This window comes from Xylanibacter muris (genome assembly GCF_013166605.1).
Lineage (GTDB): Bacteria > Bacteroidota > Bacteroidia > Bacteroidales > Bacteroidaceae > Prevotella > Prevotella muris.
The window spans coordinates 169,936-192,195 of sequence record NZ_JABKKF010000002.1 but is presented as its reverse complement, the minus strand read 5'-3'; the positions used below and the strand labels follow the sequence as shown (position 1 = coordinate 192,195).

The 22,260-nt window shown below is 43.6% G+C and carries 14 protein-coding genes and 1 tRNA gene; 10 read left to right on the top strand and 5 right to left on the bottom strand.

Features of this window, described 5'->3' with window-relative positions; genetic code table 11:
• Window positions 1–319: 319 nt before the first annotated feature.
• Window positions 320–691 (bottom strand): hypothetical protein, encoded by a 372-nt coding sequence (locus tag HPS56_RS02815; protein ID WP_172273514.1) that lies wholly within the window; start codon window positions 689–691, stop codon window positions 320–322.
• A 277-nt stretch (window positions 692–968) separates the two neighbouring features.
• Here HPS56_RS02815 and HPS56_RS02810 point away from each other — a divergent pair, with 277 nt between their 5' ends.
• The 5 genes from HPS56_RS02810 to HPS56_RS02790 all read left to right on the top strand — a co-directional run bounded on the left by HPS56_RS02810 (window position 969) and on the right by HPS56_RS02790 (window position 5,279).
• The gene (locus HPS56_RS02810) at window positions 969–2,543 is read left to right on the top strand and encodes a tetratricopeptide repeat protein (protein WP_172273511.1); all 1,575 of its coding nucleotides are present in this window, start codon (window positions 969–971) and stop codon (window positions 2,541–2,543) included.
• A 523-nt stretch (window positions 2,544–3,066) separates the two neighbouring features.
• Complete coding sequence (locus HPS56_RS02805; RefSeq protein ID WP_172273509.1) at window positions 3,067–4,047, top strand: hypothetical protein; 981 nt, start codon at window positions 3,067–3,069, stop codon at window positions 4,045–4,047.
• 19 nt (window positions 4,048–4,066) lie between these two features.
• Window positions 4,067–4,318, top strand: a complete 252-nt coding sequence (locus HPS56_RS02800; RefSeq protein ID WP_172273506.1) for a hypothetical protein — start codon at window positions 4,067–4,069, stop codon at window positions 4,316–4,318.
• 11 nt (window positions 4,319–4,329) lie between these two features.
• A complete protein-coding gene (locus tag HPS56_RS02795) occupies window positions 4,330–5,034 on the top strand; it encodes a DNA alkylation repair protein (protein WP_172273503.1) in 705 nt (234 codons plus the stop codon).
• Between the two features lie 172 nt (window positions 5,035–5,206).
• Window positions 5,207–5,279: transfer RNA gene (locus HPS56_RS02790), tRNA-Phe, on the top strand.
• A gap of 544 nt (window positions 5,280–5,823) precedes the next feature.
• On the opposite strand, the gene thiL is transcribed toward HPS56_RS02790, so the two are convergent.
• From thiL to sppA, 4 genes are read right to left on the bottom strand one after another with little or no spacing between them, the layout of a single operon-like run.
• Window positions 5,824–6,888 carry a thiamine-phosphate kinase gene (gene thiL, locus HPS56_RS02785; protein WP_172273500.1) on the bottom strand — a complete coding sequence of 355 codons (1,065 nt, stop codon included), beginning with the start codon at window positions 6,886–6,888 and terminating at the stop codon, window positions 5,824–5,826.
• Between the two features lie 34 nt (window positions 6,889–6,922).
• Entirely contained in the window at window positions 6,923–7,732 is an 810-nt protein-coding gene (locus HPS56_RS02780) for a purine-nucleoside phosphorylase (protein WP_172273497.1), read from the bottom strand.
• Complete coding sequence (lpxK, locus tag HPS56_RS02775; protein WP_172273494.1) at window positions 7,617–8,789, bottom strand: tetraacyldisaccharide 4'-kinase; 1,173 nt, start codon at window positions 8,787–8,789, stop codon at window positions 7,617–7,619. The genes HPS56_RS02780 and lpxK overlap by 116 nt, the downstream gene beginning before the upstream one ends.
• 32 nt (window positions 8,790–8,821) lie before the next feature.
• Entirely contained in the window at window positions 8,822–10,591 is a 1,770-nt protein-coding gene (sppA, locus tag HPS56_RS02770; protein ID WP_172273491.1) for a signal peptide peptidase SppA, read from the bottom strand.
• Between the two features lie 1,451 nt (window positions 10,592–12,042).
• Here sppA and HPS56_RS02765 point away from each other — a divergent pair.
• The 5 genes from HPS56_RS02765 to HPS56_RS02745 all read left to right on the top strand — a co-directional run bounded on the left by HPS56_RS02765 (window position 12,043) and on the right by HPS56_RS02745 (window position 22,252).
• Window positions 12,043–13,377 carry a rhamnogalacturonidase gene (locus HPS56_RS02765; RefSeq protein ID WP_172273488.1) on the top strand — a complete coding sequence of 445 codons (1,335 nt, stop codon included), beginning with the start codon at window positions 12,043–12,045 and terminating at the stop codon, window positions 13,375–13,377.
• Window positions 13,378–13,609: 232 nt separating this feature from the next.
• The gene (locus HPS56_RS02760; RefSeq protein ID WP_172273485.1) at window positions 13,610–13,882 is read left to right on the top strand and encodes a co-chaperone GroES; all 273 of its coding nucleotides are present in this window, start codon (window positions 13,610–13,612) and stop codon (window positions 13,880–13,882) included.
• Window positions 13,883–14,019: 137 nt separating this feature from the next.
• Complete coding sequence (gene groL / locus HPS56_RS02755; RefSeq protein ID WP_172273482.1) at window positions 14,020–15,651, top strand: chaperonin GroEL; 1,632 nt, start codon at window positions 14,020–14,022, stop codon at window positions 15,649–15,651.
• A 394-nt stretch (window positions 15,652–16,045) separates the two neighbouring features.
• A complete protein-coding gene (locus HPS56_RS02750) occupies window positions 16,046–19,033 on the top strand; it encodes a DUF4450 domain-containing protein (protein ID WP_369800259.1) in 2,988 nt (995 codons plus the stop codon).
• 399 nt (window positions 19,034–19,432) lie between these two features.
• On the top strand, window positions 19,433–22,252 hold the full coding sequence (locus HPS56_RS02745) for a M6 family metalloprotease domain-containing protein (RefSeq protein WP_172273478.1): 2,820 nt from the start codon (window positions 19,433–19,435) through the stop codon (window positions 22,250–22,252).
• Window positions 22,253–22,260: the final 8 nt, after the last annotated feature.

The window sequence follows — 22,260 nt, the reverse complement described above, 5'->3', positions numbered from 1 at the left end:
GATTTTCGGACACTCTCCTTTTTTATTGTAGTAAGGTCTACAGCTACATATCTATCCGGAATAAATATATATTTTCTATTCTTTTATTACAAGTTTATTTTCGTTGTCTATCTGTGCCTACAAGTTTAAATCTATTCTTTTTACGTTGCAAATATAACGAATTAGAAATCTTCAAACAAGAAAAAATAAAATTATTTATTTTCTGTTGTTACATCTTAAAATACGTTAATCTATTAATATTCAGCTGTTTAACTCAAAACCATGCCATAAAAACGCCTAAAAATGTAACACCTGCAGATTAGGCTAAAATGGCCAGCAACTAAAAATCCGCTATTATTACAGTTTCAACAAGTTCGTTTTCTCCGCTTGCACATACATATACATCATACACACCTGCTCCATATCCGGACAAAGGATAAGACCCGACATGTCCGGCTTCAACACTTTCCTTATTTTCTTGCTCCACCATTTCACCATCTTTATATATAGATACTTCTGTGTCCTTTGCAGCATCTTCAAACACAATATTGATAGTTTTACTGTCATCATCGTATGAGGATGTTATTACAGGTTTCTCAGACTTGCGGGGCCGTAAAGCATTATCTTCACTACTTTCCTCAACACTCGCATTTGCAAACATCAAACTCATACATAATGCAGCAACCAACAATATGATACTTTTTATTTTCATTTTAGATAAGTTTTGTTATTATTTCACGTTTACTCTTGATGCAAAATTAGAAATTCTTTCTTTTCGCCAAACATTTTCCTATATTTTTTCAAAAACGGTGTTGCATTGGCATTTTATACTTATCCTTCTAAATATCAAGACGTTGCATAATATGCAACATGACTTGTATAGTATAAAATGCAACAATCCTACAATACAAATATCACATATAAAAAGCAAAAAGGTGATTATTTACGATTAAAAAGAGTAATTTTGCAACAAATAACAATCAAGAACAATGACAAAACTCATTCTGAAAATAATATTCATATTAAGCATTCCGTTGTCTGCACTTACAGGATGCAATAAAGGAGACATCCATAAAAGACTTGCCCAAGTGGACTCTCTGCTAATAAAAAACATGCCGGACTCAGCAATGAAAATGCTTGAACAAATCCCGGAAAAGAACATTTCAGACAAAGAAGCACGGGCATATTACAATCTGCTGATGACACAGACAAGATACCGGCTTTATCTGCCTATCACATCAGACTCACTGATAAACATCAGCATTGATTATTATAAACAGGAACAAGGAGAAAAGCTGGCTAGGTCATATTATTATAAAGGCATTACTTTACATGAAATTGGAAGAGTGAAAGAAGCGGTTGTATGCCTGAAAAAGGCGGAAACATTGGCCTCTGATATAAACGACAACGCCCTAAACAATAAAATTTTAGAAAGTCTTGACTTCGTAAATGAATTGGCCGGAGAGTATTCATTAGCTCTTGAATATGCTAAAAAAAACATGGAACTATCCATCAAATGTAAGAACGATTATTGGTTAGCATTCGCCTTTAATGGTATGGCATTATGTTATGGAAATTTAGGGTATAAAGACAGTGCAATATATTATATAAACAAATGTATACCTATTCTTAATCATGTTCCAACAAAAGAAAAATACATAATATTAAACAACATTGGATACTTTTATAGAGAAACAAACGACACTATTGCGTTTACTTATTTAGAAAAAGCATATAGGATAAACCCTCACAATACAACTTTAGATAATTTAGCTTACTTATATGCCAAAACAGGTAATTTCACAAAAGCAGATAGTTTATGGAAAAAAGCATTAGCAACAAAAAGCCTACTTAGCAGAATTAAAATTATGGAAGCTATGCTCAAACATAAAGAGCAATTCGGATTTCATGAAGAAGCAAGCAACATAGCAGTAAATTTACTAAAACTAAGAGACAGTTTAAAAAGTAAAAGAACTGAAGAAAAAGTAAAAGACTTGCAGATAGAATTCGACAAAAGCATAGAACACACAAAAAAAACAACTGTAATTACAGTTTTAAAGTTAATAGTCATTATAATTATGACTATTGCCATAGTCATAACAACATATTATATATATAATATTAAAAAGACGAAAAAACATTATCTCGAGGCACAGAAACATATAGAGAAATATACGGAAATAATCGATAGCCAAAAAAAAGATACTGAGAATTATAAAGAGAATATTGAGAAACTTAATGAAATGATAACCACACTCCAAGACAAAAAATCGATAGCTATTAATAATGGCAACGTGTTATACGGCAAGATTAAAGAAGGAGGAAACACTATAAAATGGGATAAAAACGACTTTGAATGCGCTATAGACTATTATAGTACAATCGACGCACAATTTGTGATAAACATAAAAACCAACTATAATAACCTGTCACCCAAATACCAGTTTTTCATGATTCTTGAAAATGAAGGCAAAGATAATGAAGAACTAAAAAAAATTTATGGCATAGGCGACAGTTCTATAAGGTCTATACGCTCAAGAATAAAAAGCAAAAAAAAAGATTAAGAAACAGCAGTGAATGCTCAAATAACATAATACAATTATTAATAGTCTAAAATGCAACAATCATACAATACAAATATCACATATAAAAAGCAAAAAGGTGATTATTTACGATTAAAAAGAGTAATTTTGCAACAAATAACAATCAAGAACAATGACAAAACTCATTCTGAAAATAATATTCATATTAAGCATTCCGTTGTCTGCACTTACAGGATGCAATAAAGGAGAAATCTATAAAAGACTTGCCCAAGTGGACTCTCTGCTAATAAAAAACATGCCGGACTCGGCAATGAAAATGCTTGAACAAATCCCGGAAAAGAATATTTCAGACAAAGAAGCACGGGCATATTATAATCTGCTGACAATACAGACAAGATACCGACTTTATCAGCCTATTACATCAGACTCACTGATAAACATCAGCATTGATTATTACCAAAATGGAGACAAGGAAAAATTAGCACGCTCATATTATTATAAGGGTGCCACTTTACTTGAAATAGGAAGAGCCAAGGAAGCTGTTGTGTGTTTAAAAGAAGCAGAGGCTTTGGCTTATAAAATAAACGACAATGCCCTAAACAATAAAATATGGGGAAGCCTATGCCAGATAAATGAAGAAGCAGGTGAATTTGGGCTTGCACTTAAATATGCAAGAAAAAACATGAACCTTTCAATAAAATGTAAAAACAACTACTGGCTGGCATACGCATTTAATGACATGGCATTTTGCTATGGAGACCTATGGAAACAAGACTGTGCCATGTATTATATAGATAAATGTATACCGCTACTCAAAGATGTTCCTATGAAAGAGAGAACCATACTTTTAAACAATATAGGATTTTATTATATAAATACAGATACGACAAAAGCATTGAAATATCTGAAAGAGGCATATAAAATAAAACCAATCCCATCGACATTAGACAATATCGCATGCATTTATGCAAGAAACGGAAATATAGAAAAGGCCGATGAGCTATGGAAAGAAGCATTAAAGACTGCGAATGCCAACAGTAAAATAAATATCATGGAAGACATGATAAAGTATTATGATAAATTCGGACTGCATGAGGAAGCGAGCAAGATTTCTTCAGAACTCATCAAAGTAAGGAAAAACCGGGAAAAGAAACATTCTGAAGAAAACGTGAAAGACCTGCAAACGGGAATAGACAGAAAAGCAGAAAGAAAAAAAAACGAGACTACAACTTTATACATTTTATATATGGCTGTATCCATACTCTTGATAAGCACGATCATATCCATTTACCACAGACACAAAATAAATAAAATAAAAGGAAACTATGACGAAGCACAAAATCAGATTCAGACATACAAGGATACAATAAAGGATAAAGAGAATATTGAAAACAAATATAAAAGCAAAATAGAGGAGCAAGAAGAGTTTATAAATTTGCTGCAAGACAATAAACTTGAATCTATAAATAAGGGTAAAAGCCTATACACCTACGTTATGGAAGGAGGAGCAACCGTAACATGGTAAAAGCCTATACACCTACGTTATGGAAGGAGGAGCAACCGTAACATGGCAAAAGCCGGATTTTATATGCGTCATAGACTATTACAGCACAATAGACGTAAAGTTTGTGACTGAGATGAAACTAAACTATTACGGACTGTCACCCAAAAGCCAACTATTTATGATTCTCGAACACGAGAATATGACCGATGACAAACTGATGAAAATTTTCGGAATAGGAAGCAGCTCGGTAAGATCCATGAGATCGAGAATAAAAAGCAAAAAGAAAGATTAAGAAAACAACAGATGAGTGAAACACATACTATAATAGAAGAACTGAAATCATTTGCCACAGAAGAGAAACGGCTTTTCCTGCCATATTTCTTCAAGACAGGAAAAGGCCAGTATGGAGAGGGCGATGTGTTTTTAGGCGTGACTGTGCCATACACGCGCAAGGTTGCCAAAGCACATAAAGACACATCCATGGACACTATATCCGGATTGCTGGCATCGGAATATCATGAGGCAAGGCTTTGCGCATTGCTCATAATGGTGCGTATGTTCGCAAAGGGCGATGAGGAAACCAGACAGAGGGTGTTCGACTTCTATCTCGGCAACACGGCAAGAATAAACAACTGGGACCTCGTAGACCTGTCCGCACCCTACATCGTAGGCAAATACCTGCTCGACAAACCACGTGACATCCTATACGAACTTTCCGAAAGCAACCTTTTATGGGACAACCGCATAGCCATCGTATCAACATTGGCATTCATACGCAACAACGACCTCGATGACACGTATGCACTGGCACAGAAACTGATGACCCACAAGCACGATCTCATCCACAAGGCAACGGGATGGATGCTCAGAGAGGCAGGAAAACGCGACCCGAGAATATTATACGACTTTATTGACAGCCGACATACAACCATACCACGCACGATGCTGAGATATGCAATAGAGAAATTCTCACAGGAAGAACGGAAGTATCTTATGAGGAAAGAATAAAAATCCTATACAATACATTTCATCCGCAACCGACAGTCAAGAAGCAAGTCGCATATCTTTTTGTATCGGAATTTCATAAAAGTTGTTAACACAACGAACGTTTTCAATATTCTTTTCTCCTGTTAGAAATATTTATTGTACCTTTGCACACGCAAATAAGCACAAGAGACTTGGTGCCATAGCTCAGTTGGTAGAGCAAAGGACTGAAAATCCTTGTGTCCCCGGTTCGATTCCTGGTGGCACCACTCCTCCTTTCATTAGCCCTGTTCGTGTAAAACGGCAGGGTTTTATTTTACCCCGAATTAAGACTCATGACCAGCAGACCGGCTCCGGCTCGCCCTATAAATCGGCTGCTCCAGCTCCCCCACTCCTATCACCCACGAGGACGTGCCTTCGGCACGTGTCAGACGGAAATATCCATCCAATGGATAATATACCTTATATATATGTTGTCGTTTTTCTGCATACTCGTGTATAATAAATTAAGTGTGTGGGCGTTCGTCGTCTGACACATGCCAAAGGCATGTCCCTACATTGAGGATGAGCATTTTATCCGCATACCTACCTGATGTTTCCTCTTTCACTTCCTTTCTCTCCCCTTTGGGGAGCTGGAGGGGCTCTCCTTCCTTTTCTGGTAGTCTGTGGGACTCTTTTTACAATATCGTTATACGTGGGATATTACCATCTACATATAATATCCAAAAGAGACAGGATTAAAATGCAACAGCCTCCATAGAGAAACAATATGCATTTTAATCCTGTCTCTGATTATATTCTATCCGCAGACGTTCAGGAAAGAGGATTCCATCCCTGGGCCTTCAGGTCAAATTCGTTATCGTCGCGAGTGACAAGCACCCTGCCGAGACTTTCCTTTGTTATATGCCCGATCAGCCTCACATCATCAAGCATCTCTATCTTGTCGTAATCACCGATAGGCACGGTAAAGAGAAGCTCATAGTCCTCACCACCGTTCAATGCGCATGTCGTGACATTCATGTTGAACTCCTCGGCCATGACGGCTGTCTGATAGTCAATAGGGAGATTCTTCTCGAATATACGGCAACCCACATGGCTCTGCGAACAGATATGCAGCAACTCGCTGCTGAGACCGTCGCTGACATCCATCATCGCTGTAGGACGTATGTTCGCCTCACGCAGACGGTGTATTATATCACCGCGCGCCTCGGTCTTCAACTGTCGCTGCAAAAGATACTCCTTTCCGGAAAAGTCCGGCTGAAACTGTGCAAGCTGTCCCAGCATATTTCTGTCGCCCTTCTTTTTGGCTTCCTCCACCTGCTGGTAATACACAGACTTCTCGCGTTCAAGCAACTGCAATCCCATATAAGCTGCCCCGAGATCACCGGATACACATATAAGGTCCGTCTCCCTGGCACCGTTACGATAGACGATATCGGCCTTATCAGCCTCACCTACACATGTGATGCTTATGGCAAGACCGGTATAGGAAGACGTAGTGTCACCTCCGACAATGTCTACATTCCATTTGCCGCAGGCGGCACGAATACCCTTATAGAACATCTCCATATCCTCCACCGTGAAACGCTTGCTCAGTGCCATGCTCACCGTCATCTGCCGCGGAGTGCCGTTCATGGCAAAGATATCGCTGATATTCACCATCGCCGACTTATATCCGAGATGGAACAAGTCTATATATGTGAGATCGAAATGAACCCCTTCCATTAGCATGTCAGTGGTAAGAAGCACCTCTTTGTCGGGATAGTGCATCACCGCACAGTCGTCCCCCACTCCATACACGGTTGAAACGTTCACCGGTTTTATGTCATCAGTAAGACGACGTATCAGACCGAATTCACCAAGCTTTGATATATCCATTCCACTAATACTGATATATATACGGTCGAAAAGCTCAGCTGCGGTTTATCATCTCGCGCATAATCTCGGTCATGAGCGGCTGTGCCTTATTGGCTGCAACCTGAACCTCCTCATGGCTTACCTCTACAGGAGTGTCCTCAAGCCCGAGGTCGGTTATTATGCTTATGCCGAAAGTCCTTATACCGCAGTGATGCGCAACGATAACCTCCGGCACTGTACTCATGCCGACGGCATCTCCTCCGAGCCTGTGATACATCTTGTATTCCGCCGGAGTTTCAAAGGTCGGACCCTGAACACCGACATACACCCCATGGACCACACGTATGCCTTTTTCCGCGGCAATAGCATCGGCCTCGGCAATGAGCGCATTGTCGTATGTCTCGTGCATGTCAGGAAAACGCGGGCCTGTAGGGAAGTTCTTGCCACGCAGGGGATGCTCCGGGAAGAAGTTTATATGGTCGGTTATTATCATAAGGTCGCCAATCTTAAACTCAGGATTCATCCCACCCGAAGCATTGCTGACAAAAAGAGTCTTTATGCCCAACTCATACATCACACGTATAGGGAAAGTCACTTCTTTCATTGAATATCCCTCATAATAATGGAAACGCCCTTCCATGGCCATTATATCCTTATTGCCGAGCTTTCCGAAAATCAGCTTTCCGGCATGTCCCTCAACAGTGGACACAGGAAAGTTCGGAATGTCTGAATATGAAAACTCGTATGCGTCAGTTATTTCTGAAGCTAATTGTCCGAGACCTGTGCCCAGTATTATGGCTGTCTTTGGACTTGTTGTCATCCTTTGTCTTAGCCAGGATGCTGTTTCTTGAATTCTTTCGTACATATCCAATTATGTTTTCATTAAATATTTGTTCCTGTTCCTGCATAAATTCTATTCTTACAGGTAACACATATATGTTGTCTCTTACTTCATCGCTCAGTCCTCCTACTGCTTTCAGGCGCACCGCATCCTTTTCCGTGGTTATAATGCTTTTAGGCGAAGGCATGCCTGCAAAGACATCATTGATGAGCTCTATATCCTTCTTGCTGAAGGTATGGTGGTCGGCAAAGGTCATCGGACGGATATCTCCGGTATACGGCTGCAGGTCAAGCATCATCTGTTTCGGTGAGGCTATTCCTGTGAGCAGAAGGATATGCTCACCGCACGCAATATCCTCCATTCGCCGCCGTCTGTCCCCGAACAAAGACTGCATCGGTTCGTAAGACAACGTGGTGAAGAACAGTTTCTGATATGGGAAAAGGCCCATGGCCTTGGTTATCACCCTGAACTCCATTGGTTTCAGGTCTTTCGGACATTTCGTTATTATGACTATATCCGCACGGTTTTTTCCTGACTGTGGCTCCCTGAGTCTTCCGGCAGGCAGCAGCTTGTCATAAATGATAAGACGGTGATAGTCCACAAGCAATATATTTATGCCGGGCCGGACATAACGGTGCTGGAAAGCATCGTCAAGGAGAATCACGTCTATGCCCTTTACTATATTGTCGTCCGTCAGAAGATGTATGCCGTGACGGCGGTTTTTGTCCACTGCCACGGTAATGTCAGGATACTTTGTCATCATCTGATAAGGCTCGTCTCCCAACGACATGACCGTGGAGTCCTTGCCGCCGAGAACAAACCCTTTGCTCCTGCGCTTATATCCGCGACTGAGCACCGCCACCTTGAACCGTTCCTGAAGCAACCGTACGAGAAACTCCACATGTGGCGTCTTGCCGGTTCCTCCGACAGTGATATTCCCGACAGAGATAACAGGAATACCGAAACTCTCGCTTTTCAGTATTCCTATTTCAAAAAGCATATTACGGAACTTAACCCCCAAGCCGTAGAGCCAGCTAAGTGGACGCATCCATTCGTTTATCCTTATGAAGTCTCCTTCCATCAATCAGTATACTCTTTCCCCTGTTTTTCCACCTATCTTATATCAAGCATATAAGGCATCCGGGCCTGTATCGCGCTATGTTTGTCAAGCTGGCGCAGATACATGAACATCGGATAATAACCGCCCATTGTCTCTCTCAGTTTTCCGTCTATATATGTATCTGTCGACATCGTTGTCATTATCTGGTCAAGCCACGACGGAGGCGCAGGATAGCTTTCCGTATGCCAAGTTTTGACTTTTGCAAGGCCGGCTGCCTTTTCCACTGCATCATCAAGGCTTCCGAGCCCGTCGACAAGCTTTATCCCCACAGCATCGCGGGCAAGCCACACACGCCCCTGAGCGATTTCCTCCACTTTATCCACCGGCAGTTTTCTTCCGTCTGCAACGCGCTGGCGGAAAAGCTTATAGCCGCGGTCTATATAAGAATTGATATGGGTCATCTCCTCGGCTGTGAACGGGCGCACAGGAGTACCGAACGCACTGAACTTGTTGGTCTTCACCTCATCGAACCTTATACCAAGCTTTTCTGTCAACAATTCGCTGAAATCAGGAAACATTCCGAATATTCCAATGCTGCCGGTAAGTGTTGTCGGCTCGGCATATATATAGTTGGCCGGACAGCTGATGTAATAAGCTCCGGACGCGGCATACCCGCCCATAGATACAACAACGGGCTTCTTTTTCTTCAAATTGACAACCGAATGCCATATCTGCTCAGAGGCATACGCACTTCCTCCTCCGGAGTTTATGCGCAACACCACAGCCTTGACATCATCGTCATCGGCAAGTGACTTCAAATCACGGCATACCTTTTGGGCATCGATACATGCAGAGCTGCCTATACCTCCGGGATTCGAATCCACAACGTCACCATAAGCATAGTATACGGCAATCTCATCACCGTCGTCATCACCGGAAGAAACCTGATTCAGATCCCCTGATGTGATTCTGTTTATTTTATCGTCAGCAGACAGGCCGAGCTGCTTTTTCACCACATCGGCAACCTCATCCGTATAACACAGGCCGTCAACAAGTTTCAACTTGACATAATCCTTCTGGTCGGCGAATGTTATGAAACTGTCGGCATAGGCGTTCAACGTCTGCTTGCTGAGCTTACGGCTTTTAGACACGTCGCTGAGATACTCATCCCACACACCTTTTATATATGCCGTTGTCTGCTCGCGGTTTGCCTCACTCATCCCGTCAGCCGTAAACTGCTCCGGAGCGCTCTTGTATTTGCCGACTTTTGACAGCTGGACCTTTACTCCAAACTTTGCCAGAACATCCTTAAAGAACATCGGCTGGGCGGCAAGTCCGTGCCAGTCTATCATTCCCTGAGGATTCAGAAGCACCTTGTCGGCAACGGAACATATATAATATGTACTTTGGGTATATGAGTCTGCGTATGATATTATCCACTTCCCGCTACTCTTAAAATCCTCAAGAGCATCCCTCAATGCTTGGACGGATGCCGGAGAATCGGCAGAGAAAAGACCTGCCTCTATATATATTCCTTTAACACACTTGTTCTCCTTTGCCTTTTTGACGGCACTAAGCACCCCGTCAAGTCCGATACTCGTACCTACACGTCCCGTGAACTGTGCCATAGGATCGTCCGCGGCACGCTCTTCCATTACTCCGGACAAATTTATCACCATAACGGAGTTGTCCTTCACCTCTACCGTACCGCTGCCCGAGACAATCATGCCGACCAGTGATATAATCCCAAGAACTCCCATAAGTGAGAATACCATTATCACACCTATCATGGTGGATAATATGTTTTTAAGGAAATCTTTCATAACACTCTTTTATTTTTTAACAACGTATGTTTTTAACACATTATTCCATGCAAAGATACAAAAAAACACAACAATACAGGGTGTTCGTATCTAAAAATGCGAAAAAAAGCACAAAAAATGCACCTGTAATCCATATAATCCAAATATTTAGTATACCTTTGCACAATCAAAAGGGTGTATGGGTACAACAGGCAATACATCCTGCCGACACAACAACGGAACAAAACTTTAGTTAGTAATAGTTTTGGTTAGTAATTTTTAGGTAAAAGAATTTTGCGAGAGCCGGACTGTGAAGTTCGGTTCTTTTGTTTTTTAAGGGATCGAAGCGATATACCTAAGAGGAAAGCTCCTCCGACTACCAGAAAAGGAAGGAGCCCATCCGACTCCCCGAAGGGGAGAGAAAGGAAGGGAATGTGGAAGCATCAGGTAGATATGCGGATAAAATGCTCATCCTCAATGTAGGGACATCGCTTTGCGATGTGTCAGACGACATACGACCACACCCCGGATTTATTATACACGAGCATACAGAAAACAACAACATATATTAAGGTATATCAGGGATTGCCCATTGGAGGATGTGAGTCACAATTAACTTAATGAAACGACATACGTTAAACATGCATACGAAACAGCCCTATATGTAATAAAAATTCACAACGCAAAATAAAGACGTTTTATAAGTCTCCATAAAATCCACAATCCACTGATATACAACACGTTAACAACAAACAAAAAGTACACCAAAAATGAATGGCCTGTTCACGCTTGATGAATAGGCCATTCACGGCCGATGAACATGCTATTCATTGAGCATGAATAGCATGTTCATCGAAAGAGAATTTCACAAGCACCAGAAATGTAAATAGATTTCAAAATTTTACGGAAGCCTGTACTTTTTAATAAAGTAACGCTACTCCAGACAACGAAAAACATGGAAACTCTACCTATAATACTATCCTTGCCCTTTTTCTAAGTGGCGACAGCCTTAGCATGTCCGCAGAATAGTTACGATGACGTTGTATATCAAAAGAAAACAACACCGACACATCCACCATGACTTTATAATACGGAACATATAAAACATTGCAGACTATTCCTGTATGGAAAAGTTTCATCAGATGAAAAAAAATCCGTATCTTTGCATAAGATAGGCGGCACCTCAGCAATCTGAAACAAGTTTCATTGCGTTCGGTTTGCACTATCTTTGCATAAGATAGGCGGCACCTCAGCAATTTGAAACAAGCTTCATTGCGTTCGGTTTGCACTATCTTTGCATAAGATAAGATATCCACATCGACCCAATGCATGCTCATCGTTTTGCGATGCACAAAAAGCCATGCGCAACCGTGATAAAGCGTGTCAAAGACACGCCACGACTCCAAGGATGCCACATACCGGAAACTTAAAACGTAAAAAGACTAATTACAAATCAAATATACAAAAGAAACATGAAATTAAGATTTATCAGTATCTTGGCCCTGGCTCTTATATGCACAGTGCCGCAGGCCAAGACAAAAAAGAAAAAGCAGGACCTGTTTCCGGACGGAACCCCCATACCTGCATGGTTCAATAATTCCACGAAGGTGAATATTGACAGTCTGGGAAAGAAATATGTAATAACCGACTATGGGGTGAAGAACGACTCAACCATATTACAGACCGAACAAATACAAAAAGTCATCGACAAGGCGGCAGCGGAAGGCGGTGGCGTGATTGTCATACCGAAAGGAACGTTCCTTTCCGGATCCGTATTTTTCAAACAGGGAGTGAACCTTTATCTCGAAGAAGGCGGTACGCTGAAAGGAAGCGACCGCATACGCGACTTCAAACTCTTAAAGACGAGAATGGAAGGACAGACTCTCAACTACTTTGCGGCACTTGTAAATGCAGACAACACTAACGGATTCACCATTGCCGGTAAAGGCACCATAAACGGTAACGGCTATAATTACTGGGAGGAATTCTGGATCAGACGCAGATACAACCGGCAGTGTACAAACCTTGAAGCCATGCGTCCAAGACTGGTATACATATCCAACAGCAAGAACGTCACCGTTCAGGATGTGCATCTTATAAACAGTCCATTCTGGACAAACCACATATATAACAGTGAATATGTGCGTTATCTCGACTGCTATATCTACGCACCGACAAGCGGAGTGAAGGCTCCGAGCAGCGACGCCATCGACCTTGATGTATGCAAGAATGTTTTGATAAAAGGATGCTTCATGCAGGTGAACGATGACGCGGTGGTTCTCAAAGGAGGAAAGGGCACATGGGCCGACAAGGACCCTGACAACGGCCCAAACTCAAACATTATCATAGAAGACTGCAACTACGGCATTGTACACGGGTGCCTTACAGTAGGAAGCGAATCGCTTCACGACCGCAATATCATACTCAGAAGATGCAATGTGGCGAATGCCAACCGCGTACTGTGGCTTAAAATGCGTCCCGACACACCGCAGCACTATGAATACATAACCGTAGAGGATATAAAAGGAGACTGCTCAAGTTTCCTTGTCGTACGCCCGTGGACTCAGTTCTTCAAGCCCGAAAAGCGTGACGACATGCCTCTGTCCACATGCAACAACATAACGATAAGGAATATAGACATAACATCAAAGAACTTTTTCGATGTAGGCAAATCAGACAAATACCGGATGACAGACTTCACTTTCGAAAACTGTACCATAAAGGACAAGAAAGAAGCGTTTGACAAAACACTGATAAACAACTGTACAGTGAAAAATGTCGTTATCAACGGTGTCGCAAAAAACTAAACGATACATACCATAAATATCTTCTGCATAGAACAATATCATAACAATATTCAAAAACAGAAGACACTGCCTACGGACAGCAAGAATCTTCAGTCGTATTGACAAAGAGACTTGCTGTCCGTTTTTATATGACAAAATGTCACAAACAATTAATTGGCATGATTTTCGCTGCTAAAAGCACAGAATATACAAACAAAGAAATATTATCATAAACTATTAAACACATAAAAAAATGAACATCAAACCATTAGCAGACAGAGTATTGGTACTCCCTGCACCGGCAGAAGAGAAAATCGGAGGCATTATCATCCCCGACACAGCAAAAGAGAAACCTCTACACGGAACAATCGTTGCCACAGGCAAAGGAACAAAGGATGAAGAGATGATCCTTAAAGAGGGCGACGAGGTTCTTTACGGCAAATATTCAGGCACCGAGCTTGAATACGAGGGCACAAAATATCTGATGATGCGCCAAAGCGATGTGCTCGCCGTCATAGAGAAATAAAAATACCCGAACACCAATTTAATGCTATATATATTAAGGTACGTACATTATTAATATAACAGAATCAGGCAGACGTGCCAATCGCATTTTAAACGTATGGCATCAACCTGCATTCTTAAATAAAGAAAACAACTATTATGGCAAAAGAAATAAAATTTGACGTAGATGCCCGTGAGCTTCTGAAAAAAGGTGTAGACCAGTTGGCAAACGCAGTAAAGGTAACACTCGGCCCGAAAGGACGCAATGTAATCATCGAGAAGAAATTCGGTGCCCCACAGATTACCAAGGACGGTGTGACGGTAGCCAAGGAAGTTGAACTCGAAGACAAGTTTGAGAACACCGGTGCGCAACTCGCAAAGAGCGTTGCAAGCAAAACCGGAGATGATGCCGGTGACGGAACAACCACAGCCACAATCCTGGCACAGAGCATTGTGAACGTAGGTCTGAAGAATGTTACCGCAGGAGCAAATCCCATGGATCTGAAACGCGGTATCGACAAGGCTGTGGCAGCAGTGGTTGAACACATAAAGGCGACAGCAGAGAAAGTTGACGACAACTACGACAAGATAGAACAGGTGGCTACCGTATCCGCAAACAACGATCCGGAAATAGGCAAGCTTATAGCAGACGCCATGCGCAAGGTAAGCAAGGACGGTGTGATAACGATTGAGGAAAGCAAGAGCCGCGACACATATATAAACGTTGTGGAGGGCATGCAGTTCGACCGCGGCTATCTCAGCAGCTATTTCGTTACAGACGCCGACAAGATGGAATGCGTTATGGACAATCCTTACATTCTTATCTACGACAAGAAAATAAGCAACATTAAAGATTTCCTGCCTATACTCCAGCCTGCGGCGGAAAGCGGCCGTCCGATGCTCGTAATAGCAGAAGACGTGGATTCCGAGGCTCTTACGACACTTGTTGTAAACCGTCTGCGCGGAGGACTGAAAATATGTGCTGTAAAGGCTCCCGGATTCGGTGACCGCCGCAAGGCCATGCTTGAGGATATCGCCACCCTTACCGGAGGTGTCGTTATCAGCGAGGAGAAAGGCCTCAAGCTCGACCAGGCCACATTGGAAATGCTTGGCACATGCGACAAGATTACAGTAAATAAGGACAACACCACTATCGTAAACGGTGCAGGCGACAAGAAATGTATTGCCGACCGCGTAGCCCAGATAAAGAACGAGATTGCGAATTCAACCAGCTCATACGACAAGGAAAAACTTCAGGAGCGTCTCGCAAAAATGGCAGGCGGTGTTGCCGTACTGTACGTAGGCGCCAACAGCGAGGTTGAGATGAAGGAGAAAAAAGACCGCGTCGACGATGCTCTATGCGCCACACGTGCCGCAATAGAGGAAGGCGTTGTCGCAGGTGGTGGTACTACATATATCCGTGCGCTCGACACTCTTAAAGACCTGAAAGGCGCAAACCAGGACGAGCAGACCGGTATCAACATCGTTGAGCGTGCCATCGAGGAGCCGCTACGCCAGATTGTAGCAAACGCAGGCGGCGAAGGTGCCGTAGTAGTACAGAAAGTACGCGAGGGTGAAGGCGATTTCGGATACAATGCACGTACAGATGTCTACGAGGACATGCGTAAGGCAGGCGTTATCGATCCGGCAAAGGTTTCACGCGTGGCACTTGAAAATGCGGCGTCAATAGCAGGCATGTTCCTTACAACAGAATGCCTCATTGTCGACAAACCCGAGGACAAAGCCCAGATGCCTATGGGAGGAGCTCCGGGAATGGGCGGAATGATGTAATTCATAATGAATGTATAAAATACACGCTTTTGCTATCTACAGATATCAAAATAAAAGAAGCCGGAAGTTTTTCCGGCTTCTTTGTTGTCAAAAGCAAAGAATTAACGATATTTTTACGCAAAACACTTTGAGCGTATTCTATTTTTGCCTACCTTTGCAACGTAATTAAAAATGAAGATTCAACGTAGATTATAAAATACGAAAGAATAAGAAGACATTTTTTGATTTGTTTTAGTAGATTAGTTTTTAAGTAGTTTGTTTTTTAGAACCGGGTGTCGTGACGACACCCGGTTTTTTATCTTTCCTTGTTTTACCTTTCCCCGTTTGGTACAGTCGCACATTTTTATTAACTTTGCGGAATAATAAAAGCAAATCAAAAAAACATCATCAGACTATGAAATTAAAAACCATCTGTATTGCGGTCACCACATCAATGACGCTTACGGCAATGCCTGTGGCCGCACAGAAAAAAATCGGCGACTTTATTGAGTCCAAATCATACAACGACGACAAGCGCGGCACAGACAGACAACTGAACTACATTCCCGACGGAGATGCATTCGTATGCGTAAACGGCAACAACAGATTCACACGCGCACTTTACGGAGGACATACGGACTACAGAGTGGAGACAAGCGACCGTCCGATATTCGCCGTAGTGAAAAAAGGACATCACCGGAATATCCGCTTCATCATAACACACAACGGAAAAGAACTGCAACTTGACTCCGCAGAATATTGTGAGGCAAGATATGCCGACGGCATGCGTACATATACGGTGAAAGACAAGACTTGGAACGGAGGTACCGTCAGACTGACAGTCGTGGCACCAATGAGTCATGAAGGCGCAATATGGAAATTCGATACCGACGGTTTCAGCACTCTTCCTAAAATCAAGGCTATGGTATGTGCGATATCCGTGTCACGACTGCATAGAAACGGTGACATCGGCGTAGACAAACCGGGCTGCTTCGAGGCCGACAAAAACAACAAAGACCTCGAGACAAAGGAATGGACATCAGACGGAACGTCATACTTTATGATAAATCTCTCGTCTATAGTGACCTATCAGGACGCAAAAGCGGCGGAAAAGGCATTCCGCTCCGCCGCGGACGAAAGCAAGGCGCTTGCGTCAAGGGTCAGGTTCTGCACCCCCGACCCATATATCAACACTCTCGGAGGAGCCCTCGTGACAGCAGCAGACGGTGACTGGGACGGACAGACCTGGCTGCACGGATGCATAGGATGGCGCATGCCGCTGGCCGGATGGCGCGCCGGATATCTCGGTGATGTTCTCGGATGGAACGACAGGGCGGTAAAACATTTCGACGCCTACGCCAAAAGCCAGGTTACGGACGTGGCACCGACAATGCCCCACCCCACGCAGGACCCGAAGATGCACATGGCAAGAGCCGAAAAAAAATGGGGAACGCAAATGTACAGCAACGGATATATATGCAGAAATCCGGAGCGCAACAACCAGATGCACCACTATGACATGAACCTCAACTATATGGACGAGCTGCTATGGCATTTCTGCTACGATGCAGACACAGCATACATGCGGAAAATGTGGCCGGTGATAAAATCACACCTTGCATGGGAAAAGCGCAACTACGATCCTGACAACGACGGACTGTATGACGCATATTGCTGTATATGGGCCAGCGATGCCCTGTATTACAGCGGAGGCGCCGTAACACATTCATCCGCATACAACTACCGTGGCAACAGACTCGCAGCACGAATAGCGGAAATTATCGGTGAGGATCCTAAACCGTATAAGGATGAGGCGGAAAGAATCATAAAGGCAATGAATGAAAGGCTCTGGATAAAGGACAAAGGCCACTGGGCGGAGTATCAGGACTACATGGGCCTGAAACGCAGGCACGAAAGTGCGGCGTTGTGGTCTATATATACCCCTATTGACTGCGGAGCCGGTTCACTCGAACAATTCTATGACGCCACAAAATTCATTGACGGCAACATCCCCCATATCAACGTGACTGCAGACGGCACAAACTATGGCGCGACAATATCCACAAGCAACTGGCTGCCATATTCATGGAGCATCAACAACGTGGCCGCAGCAGAGGTTATGCACACCGCACTCGCATATTTCGAAGCAGGAAGAAGCGATGCCGCATTCAATCTTATGAAGGCAAACATAATGGATCAGATGTATATAGGTTCAAGTCCGGGCAACTTCGGCCAGATAAGTTTTTATGACGCGGCACGGGGCGAATGCTATCGTGACTTCGGCGACTGCATCGGCATATCGTCACGCACACTTCTGCAAGGCCTGTTCGGAATAATTCCCGATGCGATGAACGGAAAATGTGTCATACGTCCGGGATTCCCAACAGGATGGAACAGCGCATCGGTAACAACGCCTTACATAGAATACAAATATAAGCGGCTGAACGGCAAGGATATCTATGAGATAACCCAGAATTTCAGCCGTCCGCTGACAATGGTTGTAAGACAGAACATCGGCAACGGCAAATTCCGTGAAATCACGGGAACAGCGGAGAAACATCAGATAATAACGGCAGACATTCCCGTAACGAAAGCGGAATACGAGAAAAAAACAGCGGAAGAGTTCAATGCCGCATCACCCGAAAAGACAAAGACACCAAGCTTATCGGGACTTGACGAGCCGGCAACCGAAAAGAAATTCAGAAACGTAGATATATGCGCCCTGTTCAACTCCAATGTCGACGACATATTCAAGAACAAATACATGTCGCCGCGTCCGCCGTTCACCACTCTTCAGATACCCGTACAAGGCATGGGAGAATGGTGTCATCCGGACTTATATGAGGAAATAAACGACTCGGTGTTCCGCACATTGATAAAAGACGGCAAGTTCACAGTGGCAGGAGTTCCGTTCATTACACCTGCCAAAGGCCAGAATATCATATACACTTCATTATGGGAAAACTACCCGGAAAGCACCGAGATAGAACTGAAAGGCAAGGCTGAATCCATATATCTGCTGATGGCGGGAAGCACCAACCACATGCAGAGCCGCATAGCCAACGGTATAGTGACGGTCACATACAAAGACGGCACAAAAGATACCCTGACCTTGGAAAACCCCGACAACTGGTGTCCGATTGAACAAGACTATTTCATTGACGGAAAAGCATTCCACACCACCACGCCAAGACCATACAGAGTATGTCTCGGAACAGGTATGGTCAGCCGCGACCTCGGAAAAGAACTCAAAATCAACGGAGTGTACGGCAGAAGCATAAAAGGAGGAGCCGCACAGATGCTCAGGATGCACGTAAATCCAAAGAAAAAACTGAAGTCACTCACAGTGAAGACACTTTCCAATGATGTCGTTATAGGCCTGATGGGCGTGACGCTGCAATAGACAACCATAAGTACACAACCTGAGATATGGGGCATGACGGTTCGTTTTCCGTCATGCCCCATATCTATTATGATGAAGCAAGAACAAGACTATATCAGGAGACTCTCTTCCATATCAGACGAACGCCATTCTCCGGATGCAAAGGTAACTTTCGTAACATAAAACGTAATAAATACACTCAAAAAGCAAATAAAAAGGCTATTATTGTAACAAAACACAGCAATTTAACAACAAAGACAAATTATTGCATAATTTTTAGTTAAAAAGATAAAATATACAATGATTAATAATTGTAAATGATTACCTTTGCAGTAAAATAATACCATAATGTCAGTAATAAGATTAAACTCATTTCAAAACAAACAAGCAAACAGCAAAACAGATAACAAAAAGTACTATATGAAAGCAAGAATATTATCATTGGCCACATTTATGCTAAGCATGTTCGCAAGCATGGACATGACGGCAGTTCCGGCAAAACCAGGACTTATCACTATGCGCCAGGCAGACGGAACAGAAATAAAGATACGGCTCATCGGAGACGAATATCACCACTATTACCTGACAGAAGACGGATACCTGCTTATAAATAAAGACGACACATTCTTTTATGGAAACATAGACGGCAAAGGTAATATAGTATCTTCACAGATTATAGCCACACCGGCAGAAAAGCGCACGGAAAAGGCAAAGAAATATCTTGAGACCGTCGATATGGACAAAGTGACTACAGCCATGAAGACAAAGGCCACAAGCAAACGCATGGCAAAAAGCCCGCAGAAGGCTGTAGGACTGTTCCAAACAGGATTCCCGTCAAAAGGCGTGCAAAAAGGACTTGTAATACTTGTTGAATACAAAGATACAAAATTCACCCTTTCCGATCCGCATGACTATTTCAACAGGATGCTCAACGAAAACGGATTCAACGACTATGGAGGCACCGGATGCGCCGCGGAATATTTCCGTACATCATCAAGGAATCAGTTTCTTCCGGAATTTGACGTATTCGGCCCGGTCACCCTATCACAAAACATGAGCTATTACGGTGGCAACAACTGGACAGGCGATGACCAAAACCCTGAAAAGATGGCCATAGAGGCATGCCAGCAGCTTGACGCCACGGTAAACTTCGCAGAATACGACCGCGACAACGACGGATATATAGACAACGTTTTCATTTTCTATGCCGGACGTGGCGAAGCGTCCGGGGGAAGCGCAAACACCGTATGGCCGCACTCATGGAACATAACGGCGGCAACGGACACACCGTATATTTTCGACGGTGTGATACTCGACCGCTATGCCTGCAGCAACGAATGGGAAGGCTCACGCCCCGACGGTGTGGGGACGTTCATACACGAGTTCTCCCATGTGATGGGACTGCCCGACCTATATGCGACATCATACACATCAGCATTCACTCCGGGAGCATGGTCGGTGCTCGACTACGGACCATACAACAATGAAGGACGCACCCCACCGCTATATTCAATCTACGAACGCTATTCATTAGGATGGATGAATCCGACAGTGCTCGATGGCCCGAAAAACGTGGTATTGGGAGAGATATCCGGAAATAACGGATGCATCATCAAAACAGAAAAGGAAAATGAATTCTTCCTGTTTGAAAACAGACAGCAGAAAGGATGGGACAAATACATACCCGGACATGGAATGCTTGTATGGCATGTGGATTTCAACGAAAACGTATGGGCACAAAACACCGTGAACAATACATCTGCACACCAATATGTAGACCTTGAGGAGGCTGACGGAACTCAAAACGAATACTCCCGTGACGGTGACGCATTCCCCGGAACAAGCAACATCACATCATTCACAGATGACACAAGGCCGTCGATGAAAAGCTGGAGCGGCCACAGACAAGGGCTTCCGATAACAGACATAAAGGAAAACAACGGAATAATAACATTCAGCGTAGCCGGAGGAGCTCCGCCGGTAGAACCTGTGACAGCACACGAGGCAACGGATATAACACCCGTATCGTTCAAGGCAAACTGGACGCAGTCTGACAACAAGTCCGACACATACAAAATATCCGTATACACCAAGACATCAAACGACAACGGCCGTGAATTCAGAACATACGTCGACGGGTATTACATGCTAAATACGGAAGACACGACAAGCGTCACCGTCACAGGCCTTGCCCCGCTTACACAATATTATTATGTCATCTATGCGGTCAACAACGACATAACAAGCGAGGAGTCAAACGAAATTGCCGTTACGACCGCCCCACCGACATTCGAGTTCCTAAAACCTGTGGCTCTCAATGCGACAGACATCACGGACAGCTCGTTCACGGCAAACTGGAAGACAATGGACGAAGCCACGGAATATTTCATCGAAGTATACACAAAAATATACGGTGAACCTGAATATAAAGACTCCGTTGACTTCACAGGCGGAGTTACAAACCTGCCCGAGGGATGGAAGACAAACTCAACACAGTCGTATGCCAACAAGTCATATTCGGGCAAGGCGATACCGTCGCTGCGATTCATACAGACCGGCAACTACATCGAGTCGCCCCAATACATGAAGCCGATACGACGGCTCTCGTTCTGGCACAGAGGCTCACAGGCTGCGGAAGACAACAGCCTCATTGTGAGCGTATTGACAAAAGACAACAAATGGTCGGAAGTGGCATCGGTAAGTATAGAGAACGGTGCCGGAGGCGTCATTAACACTATTGACAGTATACCTGAAGACACATATAAGCTCCGAATCACCTACAACATGCCGGGAAAAGGCGCTGTGGCTATAGATGATATAATGATAGAATATGGAGGTGAGGTGGAATCTGTCCTGGAAAAGCGAAAAAAGATAGCAGCACCCGCGGAAAGCATCATCATAGACTGTCTGACAGCGTCTGCCACATATTATTATTGCGTGCAGGCTACAGACGGTGAACGGGTGTCTGAACGGTCGAATGAGATCCGCGTGAAAACCATGACAAAAATAAATACATCGATAGACCGCACCGTCGGCACAAAAGCCGCATTGAACCTGTCCGGTGATATTCTCAACATTGACGGAGTGAACGGTGATGCAATAGTTGTGGCCGATGTATACGGACGCCGGGTGTTCGCCACTGACAAATCCTATACAGACAACGTTACCGTACGCCTGCCATCACAAGGAATATACATAATAAGAATAGGGCAATCACGAGCGATAAAAATAAAGAGGTAAACAGCCTC